Source organism: Wenyingzhuangia heitensis (genome assembly GCF_011762155.1).
GTDB lineage: Bacteria > Bacteroidota > Bacteroidia > Flavobacteriales > Flavobacteriaceae > Wenyingzhuangia > Wenyingzhuangia heitensis.
Genome location: NZ_JAASQL010000001.1, coordinates 1,293,589 through 1,313,075, shown reverse-complemented (window position 1 = coordinate 1,313,075; position 19,487 = coordinate 1,293,589). Strand labels below are relative to the sequence as shown.

At 33.8% G+C, this 19,487-nt stretch carries 17 protein-coding genes and 5 tRNA genes; all 22 read right to left on the bottom strand.

Annotated features, from left to right (window positions below; translation table 11 throughout):
- On the bottom strand, positions 1 to 540 hold the full coding sequence (locus FHR24_RS05615; RefSeq protein WP_243846504.1) for a phosphatase PAP2 family protein: 540 nt from the start codon (positions 538 to 540) through the stop codon (positions 1 to 3).
- A complete protein-coding gene (locus tag FHR24_RS05610; protein ID WP_167185109.1) occupies positions 527 to 838 on the bottom strand; it encodes a DUF3467 domain-containing protein in 312 nt (103 codons plus the stop codon). The genes FHR24_RS05615 and FHR24_RS05610 overlap by 14 nt, the downstream gene beginning before the upstream one ends.
- 100 nt (positions 839 to 938) lie before the next feature.
- A complete protein-coding gene (gene rpoC / locus FHR24_RS05605; protein WP_167185106.1) occupies positions 939 to 5,231 on the bottom strand; it encodes a DNA-directed RNA polymerase subunit beta' in 4,293 nt (1,430 codons plus the stop codon).
- 88 nt (positions 5,232 to 5,319) lie between these two features.
- Positions 5,320 to 9,132: a DNA-directed RNA polymerase subunit beta gene (gene rpoB / locus FHR24_RS05600; RefSeq protein ID WP_167185102.1), complete on the bottom strand. Its 3,813-nt coding sequence runs from the start codon at positions 9,130 to 9,132 to the stop codon at positions 5,320 to 5,322.
- A 152-nt stretch (positions 9,133 to 9,284) separates the two neighbouring features.
- Positions 9,285 to 9,653 (bottom strand): 50S ribosomal protein L7/L12, encoded by a 369-nt coding sequence (rplL, locus tag FHR24_RS05595; RefSeq protein ID WP_167185099.1) that lies wholly within the window; start codon positions 9,651 to 9,653, stop codon positions 9,285 to 9,287.
- A gap of 64 nt (positions 9,654 to 9,717) precedes the next feature.
- Positions 9,718 to 10,254, bottom strand: a complete 537-nt coding sequence (gene rplJ, locus FHR24_RS05590) for a 50S ribosomal protein L10 (RefSeq protein ID WP_167185096.1) — start codon at positions 10,252 to 10,254, stop codon at positions 9,718 to 9,720.
- A gap of 23 nt (positions 10,255 to 10,277) precedes the next feature.
- On the bottom strand, positions 10,278 to 10,967 hold the full coding sequence (rplA, locus tag FHR24_RS05585; RefSeq protein ID WP_167185093.1) for a 50S ribosomal protein L1: 690 nt from the start codon (positions 10,965 to 10,967) through the stop codon (positions 10,278 to 10,280).
- Positions 10,968 to 10,985: 18 nt separating this feature from the next.
- A complete protein-coding gene (gene rplK, locus FHR24_RS05580; RefSeq protein ID WP_167185091.1) occupies positions 10,986 to 11,423 on the bottom strand; it encodes a 50S ribosomal protein L11 in 438 nt (145 codons plus the stop codon).
- A gap of 80 nt (positions 11,424 to 11,503) precedes the next feature.
- Positions 11,504 to 12,058 (bottom strand): transcription termination/antitermination protein NusG, encoded by a 555-nt coding sequence (gene nusG, locus FHR24_RS05575; protein WP_167185086.1) that lies wholly within the window; start codon positions 12,056 to 12,058, stop codon positions 11,504 to 11,506.
- Positions 12,059 to 12,067: 9 nt separating this feature from the next.
- Positions 12,068 to 12,259 (bottom strand): preprotein translocase subunit SecE, encoded by a 192-nt coding sequence (gene secE / locus FHR24_RS05570; RefSeq protein WP_167185083.1) that lies wholly within the window; start codon positions 12,257 to 12,259, stop codon positions 12,068 to 12,070.
- 128 nt (positions 12,260 to 12,387) lie between these two features.
- Positions 12,388 to 12,460 (bottom strand) — tRNA-Trp (locus FHR24_RS05565).
- A gap of 46 nt (positions 12,461 to 12,506) precedes the next feature.
- Entirely contained in the window at positions 12,507 to 13,691 is a 1,185-nt protein-coding gene (gene tuf, locus FHR24_RS05560; protein WP_167185080.1) for an elongation factor Tu, read from the bottom strand.
- A 74-nt stretch (positions 13,692 to 13,765) separates the two neighbouring features.
- Positions 13,766 to 13,838: transfer RNA gene (locus FHR24_RS05555), tRNA-Thr, on the bottom strand.
- 15 nt (positions 13,839 to 13,853) lie between these two features.
- Positions 13,854 to 13,926 (bottom strand) — tRNA-Gly (locus FHR24_RS05550).
- A 51-nt stretch (positions 13,927 to 13,977) separates the two neighbouring features.
- A tRNA-Tyr gene (locus tag FHR24_RS05545) sits at positions 13,978 to 14,059 on the bottom strand.
- Positions 14,060 to 14,095: 36 nt separating this feature from the next.
- Positions 14,096 to 14,169 (bottom strand) — tRNA-Thr (locus FHR24_RS05540).
- A 107-nt stretch (positions 14,170 to 14,276) separates the two neighbouring features.
- The gene (gene hpf, locus FHR24_RS05535) at positions 14,277 to 14,582 is read right to left on the bottom strand and encodes a ribosome hibernation-promoting factor, HPF/YfiA family (RefSeq protein WP_167185077.1); all 306 of its coding nucleotides are present in this window, start codon (positions 14,580 to 14,582) and stop codon (positions 14,277 to 14,279) included.
- A gap of 5 nt (positions 14,583 to 14,587) precedes the next feature.
- Positions 14,588 to 15,484 (bottom strand): tyrosine-type recombinase/integrase, encoded by an 897-nt coding sequence (locus FHR24_RS05530; RefSeq protein WP_167185074.1) that lies wholly within the window; start codon positions 15,482 to 15,484, stop codon positions 14,588 to 14,590.
- A gap of 77 nt (positions 15,485 to 15,561) precedes the next feature.
- Positions 15,562 to 15,759 (bottom strand): 30S ribosomal protein S21, encoded by a 198-nt coding sequence (gene rpsU / locus FHR24_RS05525; protein WP_167185071.1) that lies wholly within the window; start codon positions 15,757 to 15,759, stop codon positions 15,562 to 15,564.
- Positions 15,760 to 15,855: 96 nt separating this feature from the next.
- Positions 15,856 to 16,995 (bottom strand): acyl-CoA dehydrogenase family protein, encoded by a 1,140-nt coding sequence (locus FHR24_RS05520; RefSeq protein WP_167185068.1) that lies wholly within the window; start codon positions 16,993 to 16,995, stop codon positions 15,856 to 15,858.
- A 22-nt stretch (positions 16,996 to 17,017) separates the two neighbouring features.
- On the bottom strand, positions 17,018 to 17,869 hold the full coding sequence (locus FHR24_RS05515) for a ComEA family DNA-binding protein (protein ID WP_167185065.1): 852 nt from the start codon (positions 17,867 to 17,869) through the stop codon (positions 17,018 to 17,020).
- Between the two features lie 17 nt (positions 17,870 to 17,886).
- Entirely contained in the window at positions 17,887 to 19,485 is a 1,599-nt protein-coding gene (locus FHR24_RS05510) for an alanine/glycine:cation symporter family protein (RefSeq protein ID WP_167185063.1), read from the bottom strand.
- Positions 19,486 to 19,487: the final 2 nt, after the last annotated feature.

Below are 19,487 nucleotides of genomic sequence, written 5' to 3'. Positions count from 1 at the left end.
TTAAAATTGATAACTATAGCTAAGGTAAAAGTCTTTCCCTTGTTTATCAAAAGAGAAACTAGTAGTATTTAACGACCTCTTTTTAGTAAAAATATAGGAAGAAATTATACCTATAACAGCTCCAACAGCAACATCTTCTACAAAATGTTTATCTGCATACACTCTACTAAAACCAGTATAGGCAGCAATTGTATAAGCCGGAATTCCATATTTCCACCCATATCTTTTTTGCATAAAAGCAGCGCTCTGAAAAGTAACAGAGGTATGACCTGAAGGAAATGAGTTTAAATCTTCATCATTAGGCCTTTCTTTTTTTACAACTTCTTTCAATCCTAATGTTAGGACCGTATTTAAAACAAATCCTTTACCAAACATAAAGGTTCCTTTTAAATCTTTTTCTATAATAGTACTACTTAATGCTATAATTGGCATAGAATACAAGCCATAATCTCCAATTTTTTCTATAGTAGATTGAGCTTGTGTTCTAAAGCTAAGTACGAGAACTAGTACTAAAACGTACAATTGTTTATGCTTCTCCAATAGGACCAAAATTTATAGGATAATCTTGTTGTTCAAATTCTTTAATTTCACCCACTTGCACTTCAAATTTATTGATATTTTCAATCAAAGCTTGTGCTAACCTTTTTGCGTGTTGGGGTGTTAAAATAATTCTGGATTTTACTTTTGCTTTGGGAATACCAGGCATAATATTCACAAAATCTAATACAAACTCTGAATTAGAGTGATTAATAATTGCCAAGTTAGAATAAGTCCCTTCTGCTATTTCTGGTGAAAGCTCTATGTTTATATTTCCGTCTTTATTTTTAGTCTCTGCCATATTGTATTAATTATTGAAGCTCTAAAATAGGATTAATTTTTCAACAAAAAAAAACGGATTCCAAAAGGAATCCGTTTCTTTATTTTAAAAAGATAGGTATCTACTCTTCGGTAGCACCAATACTTTGCTCTATTTCTTCTTTAGGACCAACAATAATGTTGTTATAAGATCTCATACCGGTACCGGCAGGAATCTTTTTACCAACAATAACGTTTTCTTTTAATCCTTCTAAATAATCTATTTTACCATTAACAGCTGCTTCATTCAACACTTTTGTTGTTTCCTGGAACGATGCTGCAGAGATAAATGATTTAGTCTGTAAAGAAGCTCTAGTAATACCTTGTAAGATTTGCTCTGCCGTTGCTGGTCTAGCATCTCTTGCTTCTACTTCTGCTCTATCTTCACGCTTTAATCTAGAGTTTTCATCTCTTAATTGACGAGCTGTAATAATTTGACCTGCTTTAAAAGTATCAGAAGCACCAGCCTCTTCAACTACTTTCATACCATAAATCTCATCATTTTTCTCTATAAAGTCATTTTTATGAACCAATGAATTTTCTAAGAATAAAGTATCTCCAGAATCAATAATTCTAACTTTACGCATCATTTGTCTTACAATAACTTCGTAATGTTTATCATTAATTCTTACCCCTTGTAAACGGTAAACTTCTTGTATTTCATTTACAATATACTCTTGTACTTTAGAAGGTCCTTGTATTCTTAAAATATCTTCAGGAGTTACAGAACCATCAGATAAAGGCATTCCTGCTTTTACGTAATCATTCTCTTGCACCAATATTTGGCTAGATAACTTAATTAAGTATTTCTTAATATCTCCAAACTTAGACTCTACGATAATCTCACGATTACCACGCTTAATTTTTCCAAAAGAAACCACACCATCTGTTTCAGCAACTACTGCCGGGTTAGATGGGTTACGTGCTTCAAATAATTCTGTTACACGCGGTAAACCTCCTGTAATATCCCCTGCTTTACCAGACTTACGTGGAATCTTAACTAACGTTTTACCCATTTCAATTTCTTCTCCATCACTTACCATTAAGTGAGCACCTAAAGGTAAAGAGTAAGAACGTTGTGTATTTCCATCAGCATCTTGAATTAATAAAGCAGGAATTTTCTTCTTGTCTTTAGATTCAATAATTACTTTTTCTTGGAAACCTGTTTGTTCATCAATTTCTACAGAGAAGTTAATTCCTTGCTCTAAATCTTCAAAGGCAATTTTACCTCCAAATTCAGAAACAATAACTCCGTTAAATGGATCCCATTGACAAATTGCATCTCCTTTATTAATTGATGTTTGTCCATTTACAAAAATGTAAGAACCATAAGGAATTACTGTGTTACTTAAAACAGTTCCTATTTTTTCATCTATAATTTTAGCTTCAGCAGTTCTAGAAATTACAATTTCTACAGCTTCTCCTTGTGGATTTTTACCAGGAACAGTTACCAAATCATCAATAACTAATTTACCACTAAATTTAGCAGTTAATTTGTTGTCTTCAGAAATGTTACCCGCTACCCCTCCAACGTGGAAAGTACGTAACGTTAACTGTGTACCAGGTTCTCCAACAGATTGTGCTGCAATAACTCCTACAGACTCTCCAATTTGAACCATGTTACGTGTAGACATTGATTGTCCGTAACACTTAGAACAGATACCTCTCTTCGTTTCACATGTTAATGGAGAACGAACTTCTACTGTATCTAAACCAGAAGCTTCTACTATAATTGCTAACTCTTCCGTAATTTCAGCTCCTGCAGGAACTAAAACTTCATGTTTTACAGGATCTTTTATATCATGTAAAGCAACACGACCTACAATACGCTCATGTAATGCTTCTACAATCTCATCATTTTTCTTTAATGCAGATACTTCCAATCCTCTTAATGTACCACAATCAAATTCGTTAACAATTACATCTTGTGCAACATCAACTAAACGACGTGTTAAGTAACCAGCATCGGCAGTTTTTAAGGCTGTATCGGCCAAACCTTTACGGGCACCGTGCGTAGAGATAAAGTATTCTAAAATTGATAAACCTTCCTTAAAGTTAGATAAAATTGGGTTTTCAATAATTTCTCCTCCTGATGAAGTAGATTTTTTAGGCTTTGCCATTAATCCACGCATACCTGTTAACTGACGAATTTGCTCTTTAGAACCACGGGCTCCAGAATCAAGCATCATAAATACCGAGTTAAATCCTTGTTGGTCTTCTCTCAAACGTTTCATAGACAATTCTGTCAATTGATTGTTTGTAGAACCCCAAATATCAATTACCTGGTTATAACGTTCTTTGTTTGTTAACATACCCATGTTATAGTTTTGGATAATTACATCCACTTCTACATTGGCATCAGCAATCATTTGCTGTTTTTCTGCTGGAATAATAATATCCCCTAATGAGAATGACAAACCACCTCTAAAGGCAAATTTGAATCCCATATTCTTAATATTATCTAAGAATTCACCTGTTGTAGGAATATCAGTTCTTTTTAAAACTTTAGCAATAATTCCTCTTAAAGATTTCTTAGTTAATACTTCGTTAATATATCCTGCTTCTGCCGGTACGTGTTCGTTAAATAACACTCTACCAACAGTAGTTTCTATAATTCTAGTTACTTGGTTTCCGTTTTCATCAATATCTTGAGTTCTAACTTTGATTCCAGCATTTAAGTCAATCGCTTTTTCGTTAAAAGCAATTGTTACTTCCTCTGGAGAATAAAAAGTTAACCCTTGACCTTTTACAGTATACTTTTCATCAGTAACACGTAATTTGGTCATGTAATATAGACCTAATACCATATCCTGAGAAGGTACTGTAATAGGAGCACCGTTTGCAGGGTTCAAAATAGAGTGAGAACCTAACAATAACATTTGAGCTTCTAAAATAGCTTCAGGTCCTAATGGCAAGTGAACAGCCATTTGATCCCCATCAAAATCGGCGTTAAATGCCGAACAAACTAATGGGTGTAACTGAATTGCTTTTCCTTCGATTAATTTAGGCTGAAAAGCTTGGATTCCTAGACGGTGTAACGTAGGGGCACGGTTTAATAATACCGGGTGTCCTTTAATTACATTTTCTAAAATATCCCAAACTACAGGCTCCTTTTTGTCTATTATTTTCTTTGCAGATTTCACTGTTTTTACAACTCCACGCTCAATCAACTTACGGATGATAAATGGTTTGTATAATTCAGCTGCCATGTCTTTAGGAATACCACATTCAGATAAACTTAAAGTAGGTCCTACAACAATTACCGAACGAGCAGAATAATCTACACGTTTACCTAACAAGTTTTGACGGAAACGTCCTTGCTTACCTTTTAATGAATCTGATAAAGATTTTAAAGGTCTGTTAGATTCTGTTTTTACTGCTGATGATTTACGTGTGTTATCAAATAATGAATCTACAGATTCTTGTAACATACGTTTTTCGTTACGTAAAATAACTTCAGGAGCCTGAATTTCTACCAAACGCTTTAAACGGTTGTTACGGATGATTACACGACGGTATAAATCATTTAAATCAGAAGTAGCAAAACGACCTCCATCTAAAGGAACTAAAGGACGTAATTCTGGTGGAATCACCGGAATTGCCTTTAAGATCATCCAAGACGGGTTGTTATCTCTGTTCTTTTGAGATTCACGGAAAGCTTCAACAACATTCAAACGCTTTAAAGCCTCTGTTTTACGTTGTTTAGACGTTTCTGTGTTTGCTTTGTGTCTTAATTCATAAGATAAAGTTTCTAAATCTATACGATCTAATAACTCAATTAAACACTCTGCTCCCATTTTAGCAATAAATTTATTTGGATCGTTATCATCCAAATATCTATTTTCTAAAGGAACTGTTTCTAAAATATCTAAATACTCCTCTTCTGTTAAGAAATCCATTTTTTGTAATGGAGTTCCGTCTAATTGAGTTGCATTACCTGGTTGAATTACTACGTATCTTTCGTAGTAAATAATCATATCTAACTTTTTAGAAGGCAATCCTAAAAGGTACCCCATTTTATTAGGTAATGATCTAAAGTACCAAATATGAGCAATAGGCACCACTAAGTTAATGTGACCTACTCTATCTCTACGTACTTTCTTTTCTGTTACTTCTACACCACAACGATCACATACAATACCTTTGTAACGAATTCTCTTGTATTTTCCACAAGCACATTCGTAATCCTTGATAGGTCCAAAGATACGTTCACAAAATAAACCATCTCTTTCTGGTTTATGTGTACGGTAGTTTATTGTTTCTGGTTTTAACACCTCTCCATGAGAAGCCTCTAAAATAGACTCTGGTGATGCTAAACCAATAGAAATTTTTTCAAATTTCTTTTGTGTAGGGTTTTTATCGTTATTTCTTGCCATGATATATAATGGATTCGAATTGTTTATAAATTAACCTGTTTAAAGGTGTATATAATAGCTGTTGCCTAAGCAACAGCTATCTTAAATACTATTCTTCTAATCTTACGTCTAATCCTAAACCTTTCAATTCGTGCATTAACACGTTGAATGATTCTGGTAAACCTGGTTCTGGCATAGGCTCTCCTTTTACGATAGCTTCGTAAGTTTTAGCTCTACCAATAACATCATCAGACTTAACCGTTAAGATTTCACGTAAAATACTAGATGCTCCATAGGCTTCTAATGCCCATACTTCCATCTCTCCAAAACGTTGACCTCCAAATTGAGCTTTACCTCCTAATGGTTGTTGTGTAATTAATGAGTATGGTCCAATAGAACGTGCGTGCATCTTATCATCAATCATGTGACCTAACTTAATCATGTAAATCACCCCTACTGTTGCAGGTTGATCAAAACGTTCTCCAGTTCCACCATCATATAAATAAGTATGTCCAAATCTTGGAATTCCTGCTTCGTCTGTCAATTCATTAATTTGATCTAATTTTGCACCATCAAAAATTGGTGTTGCATATGTTTGATCTAATTTTTGTCCTGCCCATCCTAATACAGTTTCATAAATCTGTCCAATGTTCATACGAGATGGTACCCCTAATGGGTTCAATACGATGTCTACTGGTGTTCCGTCTTCTAAAAATGGCATTTCTTCTTGACGTACAATACGAGCAACAATACCTTTGTTACCGTGACGACCTGCCATCTTATCTCCAACTTTTAATTTACGTTTTTTAGCAATATAAATTTTAGCTAGTTTTAAAACACCTGCTGGTAATTCATCTCCAATAGTAATAGAGAATTTCTTACGTCTTAGTGCTCCTTGTAAATCACTAACTTTAATTTTATAATTGTGAATTAATTCTGCTACTAAATTGTTTAAGTGATCATCAGTAGTCCAAGCACCTTTTGTTAAATGTGTAAAGTCTGTAACAGAGTTCAACATTTTTAAAGTATACTTTTTACCTTTAGGGAAAACTTCTTCTCCTAAATCATTCTGAACACCTTGAGATGTTTTTCCTGAAATTAAAGCAAATAATTTTTCAATTAAATTATCTTTTAAAGATTCAAAGTCATGAGTATATTGTGCTTCTAAAGCTTCAATCTGCTCTTTATCTCTAACTCTCTTAGATTTATCTTTAACAGCCTTCTTAAATAACTTTTTACCAATTACAACTCCTCTTAATGATGGAGAAGCTTTTAAAGAAGCATCTTTTACGTCACCTGCTTTGTCTCCAAAAATAGCACGTAATAATTTTTCTTCTGGTGTAGGATCAGATTCTCCTTTTGGTGTAATCTTACCAATTAAGATATCTCCAGGCTTTACTTCTGCTCCAATACGAATCATTCCGTTTTCATCTAAGTCTTTTGTAGCCTCTTCTGAAACGTTAGGAATATCGTTTGTTAACTCTTCAGCACCTAACTTTGTATCTCTTACGTCTAATGAATATTCATCAATGTGGATAGATGTAAAAATATCTTCTCTTACCACTTTTTCAGAAATCACAATCGCATCCTCAAAGTTATATCCTTGCCAAGGCATAAAGGCTACTTTCATGTTACGTCCTAAGGCTAATTCACCTTTTTGAGTCGCATAACCTTCACACAATACTTGTCCTTCTTCAACGGTATCTCCAACTTTTACAATTGGTTTTAGGTTGATCGAAGTTCCTTGGTTTGTTTTTCTAAATTTGATTAAGTCATATGTAATTTCGCTTGAATCAAAACTTACAGAAGCTTCCTCCTCAGTTCTTTCATAACGGATGGTAATCTTGTTAGCATCTACATAAATAACTTCTCCTGTTCCTTGTGCGTTGATTAAGATTCTTGAATCTTTAGCAACTCTACGCTCTAAACCTGTTCCAACAATAGGAGCTTCAGGACGTAATAATGGTACGGCCTGTCTCATCATGTTAGATCCCATCAAAGCACGGTTCGCATCATCATGTTCTAAGAAAGGAATTAATGAAGCAGAAATAGATGCAATCTGGTTTGGAGATACATCCATAAAGTCAATATCTTGTGGAGTTACAACTGGATAATCAGCCTCTTCACGAGCAATCACTTTCTCTAAATTAATTTGTCCGTCATCTGCAATATCAATGTTTGATTGTGCAAACTTCATTCCTTCTTCTTCCTCAGCACTTAAGTAGGTAGGAGCATCAACTATGTTAACTTTTCCTTCATCTACTTTGTGGTATGCTGTTTCTATAAATCCTAAATTATTCACTTTTGCATATACTGCTAAAGATGAAATCAATCCAATGTTTGGACCTTCAGGAGTTTCAATAGGACACAAACGACCATAGTGAGTATAGTGAACATCACGTACCTCAAATCCTGCTCTTTCTCTAGATAAACCTCCAGGTCCTAAAGCAGATAATCTACGTTTGTGAGTAATCTCTGCTAATGGGTTTGTTTGATCCATAAACTGAGACAACTGGTTAGTTCCAAAGAAAGAGTTGATTACAGAAGATAAAGTCTTCGCGTTAATCAAGTCAATCGGTGTAAAAACCTCGTTATCACGTACATTCATACGTTCTCTAATAGTACGAGCCATACGAGACAAACCAACTCCAAACTGAGCAGCTAATTGTTCACCTACTGTACGTACACGTCTGTTAGATAAGTGGTCAATATCATCAATCTCTGCTTTTGAGTTTACCAACTCAATTAAGTTCTTGATAATAGTGATAATATCGTTTTTAGTTAAAACTTTAGCATCTAAAGATTCGTTAAGTCCTAACTTTTTGTTCATTCTAAAACGTCCTACTTCACCTAAGTTGTAACGTTGCTCAGAAAAGAATAATTTTTCAATAATTCCTCTTGCAGTTTCCTCATCTGGCGGCTCAGCATTACGTAATTGTCTATAGATATGCTCTACTGCTTCTTTTTCAGAGTTGGTAGGATCTTTTTGTAATGTGTTGTGGATAATTGCATAATCTCCACTTTGATTATCTTGTCTGTGTAATAAAATTGTTTTTACTCCTGTATCTACAATTTCATCAACATGTTCTTTTTCTAAAATAGTATCACGATCAAAAACAATCTCGTTACGCTCTATAGAAACAACTTCCCCTGTATCTTCATCAACAAAGTCTTCAAACCATGTTCTTAATACACGAGCTGCTAATTTTCTTCCTAGTACTTTCTTTAATCCAGACTTAGATACTTTAACCTCTTCTGCAAGGTCAAAAATTTCTAAAATGTCCTTATCTCTCTCAAATCCAATTGCACGGAATAAAGTAGTTACTGGTAATTTTTTCTTTCTATCAATATAAGCATACATTACTTGATTGATATCGGTCGCAAATTCTATCCAAGATCCTTTAAAAGGAATTACTCTTGCTGAATATAATTTTGTACCGTTTGCATGGAAAGATTGTCCAAAGAAAACCCCTGGAGAACGGTGTAACTGAGATACAATAACACGTTCAGCTCCGTTAATTATAAAAGTACCAGAGTTTGTCATATAAGGAATAGTTCCTAAATATACATCTTGTACAATTGTCTCAAAATCCTCATGTTCAGGATCTGTACAATATAATTTCAATCTAGCTTTTAAGGGTAAACTATAAGTTAATCCACGTTCTATACACTCTTCTAAAGAGTATCTAGGGGGATCTACAAAGTAGTCTAAAAATTCTAACACAAAGTTGTTACGTGTGTCAGTAATTGGAAAATTGTCCATAAAGGTTTTATACAAACCTTCATCGCTTCTTTCGTCAGCCTTAGTTTTCAACTGGAAAAAGTCTTGGAAAGACTTAATCTGAATATCTAAAAAGTCCGGATATTCTGTACTTAGTTTGGCTGAAGCAAAGTTAACTCTTGTATTATTTTTCGTTGCCAAAGGTGAAAAAATTTAAATGAATTAATAATTCTTTTTCTTTTTTTAAGCTTTTTTTTAGTTGCGTTAAATAAGGAACTATTTAAACGCAAAAAATGGTTTAGGTCTAACCCAAAGGGAAAGACCTAAACCTATAAGGTTTTGTAGAGTAAAAATTATTTCAATTCTACAGAAGCTCCAACTTCTTCTAAAGAAGCTTTAATTCCTTCAGCTTCTTCTTTAGAAACAGCTTCTTTAATATTTGATGGTACACCATCAACTAATTCTTTAGCTTCTTTCAAACCTAAACCAGTTAATTCTTTAACAGCTTTAACTACTTTTAATTTAGAAGCACCAGCTTCAGTTAAAACAACGTCAAATTCAGTTTTTTCTTCAGCAGCTTCACCACCTCCAGCAGCACCACCTACAACTACAGCAGCAGCTGGTTCGATACCGTACTCATCTTTTAAGATAGTAGCTAATTCATTTACTTCTTTAACTGTTAAGTTAACTAATTGTTCTGCGAAATCTTTTAATTCTGCCATTTTGATTCTTTTTTTCGTTTATTTAAAAACGTGTTGTATTATAATAATTTATTTGTGCGCGTAATTATTCTGCTGCTTCCTCTGTAGATGCTTCTACAGTTTCACCAGCTCTATCAGGACGTTCCTCGTTTGTTAACGCTGAAACAACGTTTTTAATAGGAGACTGTAAGATAGTAATGATATCACCAATTAATTCCTCTTTAGATTTAATTGCTACTAAAGCAGGTAATTGATCAGCACCAACATAAACTTCATCAGCTATGAATGCACCTTTCAATAATGGTTTCTCTCCTTTAGATTTCTTTAAGAAATCTTGAATTACTTTAGCAGGAGCATTTGCCACTGTAGCGTAAAACACAGAAGTATTACCTTTTAATGTTGATGGTAAATCACCAAAGTCCTTATCAGACTTTTCCATTGCCTTTTCTAACAATGTATTTTTAACTACAGATAATTTAATATCTTGTTTGTAACAAGCTCTTCTTAAGTTAGAAGTTGTTGCAGCATCTAATCCTGAAATATCAGCTAAATAGATTACTGTATTCTCTGCTAATTGGCTTGTTAAATCTTCAATTACTTGAAATTTTTCTTCTCTTGTCATTGTTTATGAGTTTTAACAGCTAATTAAAGCGATTTAAGATCTAACTGAACTGATGGAGACTGTGTAGAAGAGATAAATGCACTCTTAATGTAAGTTCCTTTAGCCGCAGTTGGCTTTAACTTAATTATTGTTTGTATTAATTCGTTAGCGTTTTCAGAAATTTTGTCGGCATCAAAAGAAACCTTTCCAATTGCAGCATGTACAATTCCAGTCTTATCAACTTTAAAATCAATCTTACCCGCTTTTACTTCTTTTACTGCCTTAGCAATATCCATAGTAACGGTACCTGTCTTAGGGTTAGGCATTAATCCTCTTGGTCCTAAAACACGACCTAACGGTCCTAATTTACCCATACAAGATGGCATTGTGATGATAACATCAACGTCTGTCCAACCTGATTTAATTTTCGCTAAGTACTCATCTAACCCAACGTAATCTGCTCCGGCTTCTTGTGCCTCAGCTTCTTTATCTGGAGTTACTAATGCTAATACTTTAACGTCTTTTCCTGTTCCGTGAGGTAAAGTAACTACTCCACGTACCATTTGATTTGCTTTTCTAGGATCTACTCCTAAACGGATAGCTAAATCTACAGATGCATCAAAATTTGCAGATGTGATTTCTTTAACTAGTGACGATGCTTCATTCAAAGAATAAACTTTAGAACTGTCAATCTTAGCTTTAGCTTCCTTTTGCTTTTTTGTTAATTTTGCCATTTTTTCTTAGTTTATTATTTAAAACGGAGCGTCTCCACTTACAGTTATACCCATTGATCTTGCAGTACCTGCAATCATCTTCATTCCTGATTCTACGCTAAAAGCATTTAAATCGGGCATTTTGTCCTCTGCTATCGCCTTAACCTGGTCCCAAGTAATACTTGCAACTTTTTTACGGTTAGGTTCTCCAGATCCACTTTTGATTTTAGCAGCTTCTAAAATTTGAACTGCAGCTGGTGGAGTTTTCACAACAAACTCGAAAGATTTATCAGAATACACAGTAATTGCTACTGGTAATACTTTTCCTTGTTTGTCTTGAGTTCTAGCATTAAACTGCTTACAGAACTCCATAATGTTAACTCCGGCAGCACCTAAAGCAGGACCTACTGGTGGTGAAGGATTTGCTTGCCCTCCTTTTACCTGTAATTTTACAATCTTACTTACTTCTTTTGCCATTTTTAATATAAAATTAAATTAAACCCTGTGTTATAGTTTGGAAGCAAACACAAAATTAATTTGTAACATTCTTTTGTTATTTATGATATTTTGTCTACTTGCATATAGTTTAATTCCAGCGGCGTTTTACGTCCAAAGATTTTAACCATAACTTCAAGTTTTCTCTTCTCTTCGTGAATAGCTTCAATAGTACCATCAAATCCATTAAAAGGACCATCAATTACTTTAACAGTTTCTCCTAGTACGTAAGGAATAGCCATGTTGTGATCTTGTTGTACTGTTAATTCGTCAACCTTACCTAACATTCTATTAATTTCACTTTGTCTCATAGGAACAGGATCCCCTCCTTTTGTTTCTCCTAAAAAGCCTATAACTCCCGTTACTGCTTTTATAACATGGGGTACTTCACCTGCTAAATTAGCTTCAACCATTATGTAACCTGGAAAATATACTCTTTCTCTAGTAGATTTTTTACCGTTACGAACTTGTACAACTTTTTCTGTTGGCACTAAAACTTGATCAACATAATCAGACAATCCTAAACGAGAAATTTCATTCTCTATATAGTTCTTTACCTTGTTTTCTTGACCACCTATAGCCCTTACTACATACCACTTCTTTACAGAATCAGCCATAACTTACTTTTACTTTAAAATATTAAAAAACCACTCTAGACCTGTTTGAAAAAATTGATCCACTAAAAATACAGTTATTGCAAATAGTATTGTAAAAATAGCTACAACAACAGTAGATTTCTGAGCTTCTTCTTTAGACACCCACGTCATTTCATCTTTCAACTCAATAAACGATGATTTTATGTAATTAATAATATTCATTTTTATTCTCTTAAAAAGTCGTGCAAAGATATAAAATTATTCAATACACGAATAATTTTATATCTTTTTTTAAACTTGTTTGTTAAAAAAAGGAATTATATAAAATATAATTCCTTTGTTTTTGTTTGCACGGGCGGAGAGACTCGAACTCCCGACACCTGGTTTTGGAGACCAGTGCTCTACCAACTGAGCTACGCCCGTAAATATGGAGCTTGTAAAAACAAGCTCCTTTATTTTAGTCTATTGACTATAAGATTTCAGTTACCTGACCAGCTCCTACAGTTCTACCTCCTTCACGGATAGCGAAACGTAATCCAATATTCATTGCAATTGGAGAGTGTAAATCTACAGTAATAGTTAAGTTATCTCCTGGCATTACCATTTCAACACCATCAGGTAAGTTAATAGTACCTGTTACATCAGTTGTACGTACGTAAAACTGTGGACGGTAGTTGTTATGGAATGGAGTATGACGTCCACCTTCTTCTTTTTTCAAGATATAAACCTCAGCTTTAAATTTATCGTGTGGAGTTACAGAACCTGGCTTACAGATTACCATTCCTCTTTTGATATCTTCTTTAGCAATACCTCTTAATAAGATACCTACGTTATCTCCAGCTTCACCTCTATCTAAAATCTTACGGAACATTTCAACTCCAGTAATTGTAGATGCTAATTTCTCAGCTCCCATACCAATGATATCAACGTTATCAGCAGTGTTTGCAACACCAGTCTCGATACGTCCTGTAGCAACAGTACCACGACCTGTAATAGAGAATACATCTTCGATAGGCATTAAGAAATCTTTCTCAACCTCACGAACTGGCTCTTCAATCCACTCATCAACAGCAGCCATTAATTCCATAATAGAATCAACCCATTTAGGCTCGTTATTCAAACCTCCTAAAGCAGATCCTTGAATTACTGGAGTGTTATCACCATCATAGTCGTAGAAAGATAATAATTCACGAACTTCCATGTCAACTAACTCTAATAACTCTTCATCATCAACCATATCAACTTTGTTTAAGAAAACAACGATACGTGGAATACCAACCTGACGACCTAATAAGATGTGTTCACGAGTTTGTGGCATTGGTCCATCAGTAGCAGCAACTACTAAGATAGCACCATCCATTTGAGCAGCTCCAGTTACCATGTTCTTTACGTAATCCGCGTGACCAGGACAGTCAACGTGAGCGTAGTGACGGTTAGCTGTAGAATACTCTACGTGAGAAGTGTTAATAGTAATACCTCTTTCTTTTTCTACAGGAGCATTATCAATTGAAGCGAAATCTCTTAATTCTGAAAGACCTTTTGAAGCCAATACAGTTGTAATAGCAGCTGTTAAAGTAGTTTTACCGTGGTCAACGTGTCCGATTGTACCGATATTTAAGTGCGGTTTCGAACGGTCAAATGTTTCCTTTGCCATGATTATTAATTTTAATTCTTAGTTATATATTAGTGTTTATTTTAAACTTTTTAATTCTTTTTCAATCCTTATTGAGCCAATGACCGGATTTGAACCGGTGACCTCATCCCTACCAAGGATGCGCTCTACCAACTGAGCTACACCGGCATGGATTTAAATTTGAGCGAAAGACCGGGTTCGAACCGGCGACATTCAGCTTGGAAGGCTGACGCTCTACCAACTGAGCTACTTTCGCGTTTTACTGACTTACATCAGAAAGAACTTAATTTGCTTAAGCCCTAGTTTGTGGTGAGAGAAGGATTCGAACCTTCGAAGACATAGTCAGCGGATTTACAGTCCGCCCTCGTTGGCCACTTGAGTATCTCACCAATCCAATAATTTTAAAGAACGCTTTCTTTATCTTGAGCCGATAATAGGACTCGAACCTACGACCTGCTGATTACAAATCAGCTGCTCTAGCCAGCTGAGCTATATCGGCTTTTAAATAGTTGCTGCATAAAAAAGCAGCCCGCTATCTTAACGGACTGCAAATTTATAAAGTTTTAGATATCATCCAAAAAAAAAACGAAATATTTTCTTTTTATTTTAATGTTGAAGCTCTCTTTCCTTTTCTTTTATTTTCATAAGCTGTCTTTTCATCGAATCTGAGCACAAACTGATCCCTTCTTCAAATGTTTTAGCTTCTTTTTTAACCATTAAATCATGTCCAGGAATATTCAACTTTAATTCAGTTACTTTATTCTCTTTCTCACTAGTCTGTTGAACTTTTAAAAACACTTCTCCATCTACAATCTTGTCATGATATTTTTCTAAGCTCTCTACTTTTTTATTTACAAACACTACTAAATCTTTGTCTGCTGTAAAATTTACTGATTGAACATTTACTTTCATACGATCTACTTTTTTTTAGCACTTCTAGGATGTGCCTGATTATACACTTGTTTCAATTTGTCTAAACTATTATGGGTGTAAACCTGTGTAGCAGCTAAACTTGAGTGTCCTAGCAACTCTTTAACTGAATTCAAGTCTGCACCATTATTAACCAAATCCGTTGCATAAGAATGCCTTAGCACATGTGGACTTTTTTTTTGTTTAGTGGAGACCTTACTAAAATAAGAATTTATAACTCGATACACAAGAGCATTGTACATTTTACCTCCCTTTTTTGTTACAAAAAAATATGTTTCAAAAAAAGGTAACTTATCTCGCTCTAATAAATAATCTTCTATATTATCTATAATCTCTTTATAAACAGGAACAATACGTTCTTTGTTTCTTTTCCCTAAGACTTTAATTGTTTTCTCTTTAACATCTACATCTTTTAATTTTAGTCCGATTATTTCTGACTGCCTAATTCCAGTACCATATAAAAAATGAATAATTAACTTATTTCTTTTTTGCTCGTAGACTGTATAAGAATCATTTTGAACCAACAGAGCCTCCTCTACTTCTCTTTCGCTAAATGGAATGATTACTTTTTTAGCTGTTTTTAAGCTTTTTTGATTTGACAAAGGATTTTTATCTACTTCTTCTATTTTCAGCAAAAAAACATAAAAACTTTTTAAGGCTGTTATTTTTCTGTTTACAGATCTGTTTGTAATGTTTTGTTGGTGTAAAAAAACAATCCAAGATCTTATATACAAATACTCTACTTCTCTACTATTTACAATTTGATATTCCTCTTCCAAATACGAAAAAAAATCCTGTATATCTTTTTGATATGCTGTAATTGTGTGTTTTGAGTAGTTTTTCTCTAAAGAAAGATAATCTATAAATTTGGTTAGCAACTCCATCAGTAACATTTATTTAATTTGAAGGTACAAAAAAAACCCTGTGAATTTCACAGGGTTTTAATTTTTAAAAAAGCTTATTAAGCTTGTTCTTCGTTTGTTCTTAAACGCTGAACATAAGAAGCTTTAATTCTTTGTTTACGATTGACTACAGATGGTTTATTAAACTGCTGACGTTCACGTAAAGTTTTCATTGTTTTTGTACGGTCGAATTTTCTTTTGAAACGCTTTAAAGCTCTATCGATATTTTCTCCGTCTTTTACTGGAATGATTAACATACTGAGGCACCTCCTTTCATCGTCGTGATATATTTTAAGTTTTTTAATTTCTAATTTTGGATTGCAAAGATAGTTTTAAATAACGAGATAAACTCTTTATTTTAAAATATTTCTAGAAATCACTACTTTTTGTATTTCAGTGGTTCCTTCACCAATTGTACACAACTTACTATCTCTATAAAATTTTTCTACAGGAAACTCTTTTGTGTATCCATAACCACCATGAATTTGGACTGCTTCATTAGCCACTTTTACACATGTTTCTGAAGCAAACATTTTAGCCATAGCTCCAATAGTAGTCATTTTTTCTCCTAATTCTTTTTTAGCTGCTGCTTTGTGAGTTAATAATTCAGAAGCTTCTATTTCTGTAGCCATATCTGCCAATTTAAAAGAAACTCCTTGAAAAGAAGAAATTGGTTTCCCAAATTGAACTCTTTCTTTTGAGTATTTTAAAGCGGCTTCATAAGCTCCTTTAGCGATTCCTAAAGACAAAGCTGCAATAGAGATTCTACCTCCATCTAAAATTTTCATAGACTGAATAAAGCCATCACCTACTTCTCCCAAAACATTTTCTTTTGGCACTCTACAATTATCAAAAACTAACTCTGCTGTTTCTGAAGCTCGCATTCCTAGTTTATCTTCTTTTTTACCAGAAGTAAAACCAGAAGTTCCTTTTTCTATAACAAAAGCAGTCATTCCGTGAGAATCTCCTTTTTCACCTGTTCTGACTATCACTACCGCAATATCTCCACTAATGGCATGTGTAATAAAATTTTTGGCTCCGTTTAACACATATTCATCCCCATCTAAAACAGCTGTAGTACTCATTCCTCCAGCATCAGAACCTGTGTTATGCTCGGTTAACCCCCAAGCACCAATCCACTCTCCTGAAGCTAATTTTGGCAACCATTTTGCTTTTTGATCCTCGTTACCAAACTGTAAAATATGCCCTGTACATAATGAATTATGCGCAGCGACAGACAAACCTATAGACGGATCTACCTTAGATATTTCTTCTATTACCGTAATGTATTCGTGATAGCTTAACCCAGAACCTCCATAAGCTTCTGGAACTAAAACTCCCATAAATCCCATTTCTCCTAACAACTTAAAAAGTGCTACAGGAAAAACTTGAGACTCATCCCATTTATAAATATTTGGTGTAATATGAATTTTAGCAAAATCTTTAATAGATTCCGCTATCATTTTTTGGGTTTCATTCGTCTCGAAATTCATTCAAAAAAAAGTTTTAGTTGTTTTATTGAGCGTGCAAATATAAACTTATTAAGTCAAACTTGTCCACCGGAAAATTGCTTATTGTTTTTAACTCTGCTAAATTCTGAATTTCAGCGACTTCTTTTCTATACTCTACGATTGATTTTGCTTGTTTATAATTTATATAAACAATCTTATTCAGTTCACCAGCAGAGGCTGTATTTACATTTAATTTAATAATGATAGGATTTGACAATACTTGAAATTCCTTTTTTAAATTAACTAAAACTTCATCTGTCAATCCCCAAACCTCATCTAACTGGGCTATAAAACTAAATCCTTGTAATTTATCTCTATAACTTAGAATTGTATTTGCTCTTTTCTCACCTATTCCTTTTATCTTATCTAGTTCTTTAACCGTAGCTTTATTAATATCTTTGATGATGATTTTTTGAACAAGAACCTTTTTCTTTTGCAACTTGTTTTTAAGCACCCAGTCTGGAAATTTAAAATAAGGTGCTATTGTATTCAATAAAGAATCTGAAACATGTGTAACTTTTTTGAAATCGGCTACAGAATTGATATATTTTTCTGTTTTCCTAAAATTTAACAATCTATCTATTTCTTCTACAGACATTCCTAATTGATAAGCTTTATAGTCTGTTAAATAATTAGGATTAAAGGGTTTTAAAACATACGTTTTATTTGTCTGTAGCAATAAACTATCTAACTGTTTTTGTATATTTTCTGATACGGGACTTATTTCGGAATCTGATTCATTTTTAAACTCAAAACAATAGATAAAAGTTTGGATGGATAACACTAATACAATTAAAAACAAAATCCCATTTCGTTGATCTTTTGAATAACTGAAATGGGATTTAAAATTCTTCATATATTAAGGAGATGTTTTTAATCTTCTACTTTGTGCTTTATAGCCGTTAAATAACGTTTAATTTCATGTTTTGCTTTTGGAGCTAATATCATCAACCCTAAAACATTTGGAAACACCATGGCAAAAATCATAGAATCTGAAAATTCTACTACTGAATTTAAACTAGATGATGCTCCTACGATAATGATAAATAAAAATAGTACTTTATATGTAGTGTCTGCTAATTTACTTTTTCCAAACAAATAACTCCACCCTTGAATTCCGTAATAAGACCAAGATAACATAGTTGAAAAGGCAAACAAAATAACAGCAATGGTTAATACTATAGAAAAATGAGGAATTGCTGAGTCAAAAGCAGCAGAAGTTAAATCTACACCTCCTAATTTTTGACCTGTTCCATTCATAATTACATTACTACCTTCTAAGTTCGCGTATTCAAATAAATTGTTTTTTAAATTGGTTATAACAATTACCAGGGCTGTCATGGTACATATAACTACGGTATCTACAAAAGGCCCAATACTAGCCACAATACCTTCACTTGCAGGAAATTTAGTTTTTACCGCAGCATGTGCAATAGATGCAGAACCTACACCTGCCTCATTAGAAAAAGCCGCTCTTTGAAAACCAACAATCATAACCCCTACTACTCCACCTAACAAAGCATTGTTTCCAAAAGCACCTTGCCAAATTTGAACAGCAGCATTAGGAATCATATCATAATTTTTAAAAATAATCACCAAAGATGCTCCTACAAATAGAATTCCCATAAAAGGAACAATTTTTTCGGTTACTTTACCTATTCTTTTAATTCCACCAATAATCACAACTCCAACCAAAGCTGCCAAAACCAATCCAAAAGCAAAACCAGACTCTAAACCTGTTAAAGACATAAACTGAGCAGTAGCTTGATTGGACTGAAACATGTTTCCTCCTCCAAAAGAACCACCAACTACAAAAATGGCATACATTACAGCTAAAACCTTTCCTAAGCCAGCTAAGTTCTTTTCTTTCAATCCTTTTTTAAGATAATACATAGGACCTCCATAAATCTTTCCATCAGCTCCTACTTCACGATATTTAACACCCAAGGTTGCTTCTACTAACTTTGTTGACATTCCTAAAAAACCGGCTAGAATCATCCAGATAATTGCACCAGGTCCACCTAAAGCAATTGCCACTGCAACCCCTGCTATATTCCCCAAACCTACTGTTGCAGACAATGCTGCTGTTAACGCTTGAAAATGGGTTACTTCCCCCACTACTGGTGTGATTTTTCTTTTTTTGTCAGATTCAGCAACATCTATAATCTTTTCTATACTTTCTCCTTCTTCATATGCATGATCTAATTCATCATAAGTTCCTTTAGTTGCTTTAATAGCGACTCCCAACAAACGAATGTTAGCAAATTTAAAATAGAGCGTAAAAAACAAAGCACCTAACAACAAAACAATCAACACTATGGGTACGTTTTTAGGACCTATAGGAACAGAGTAGAAAACTACTTGAGTTACTGCGTGTGAAACAGGTTGAAAATTTTCTTCTATCACTTCATCTATAGAGGCAAAGGTGATTGTTGGAATTAGTAATGTAATTAGACTTAATAGTTGTTTCATTT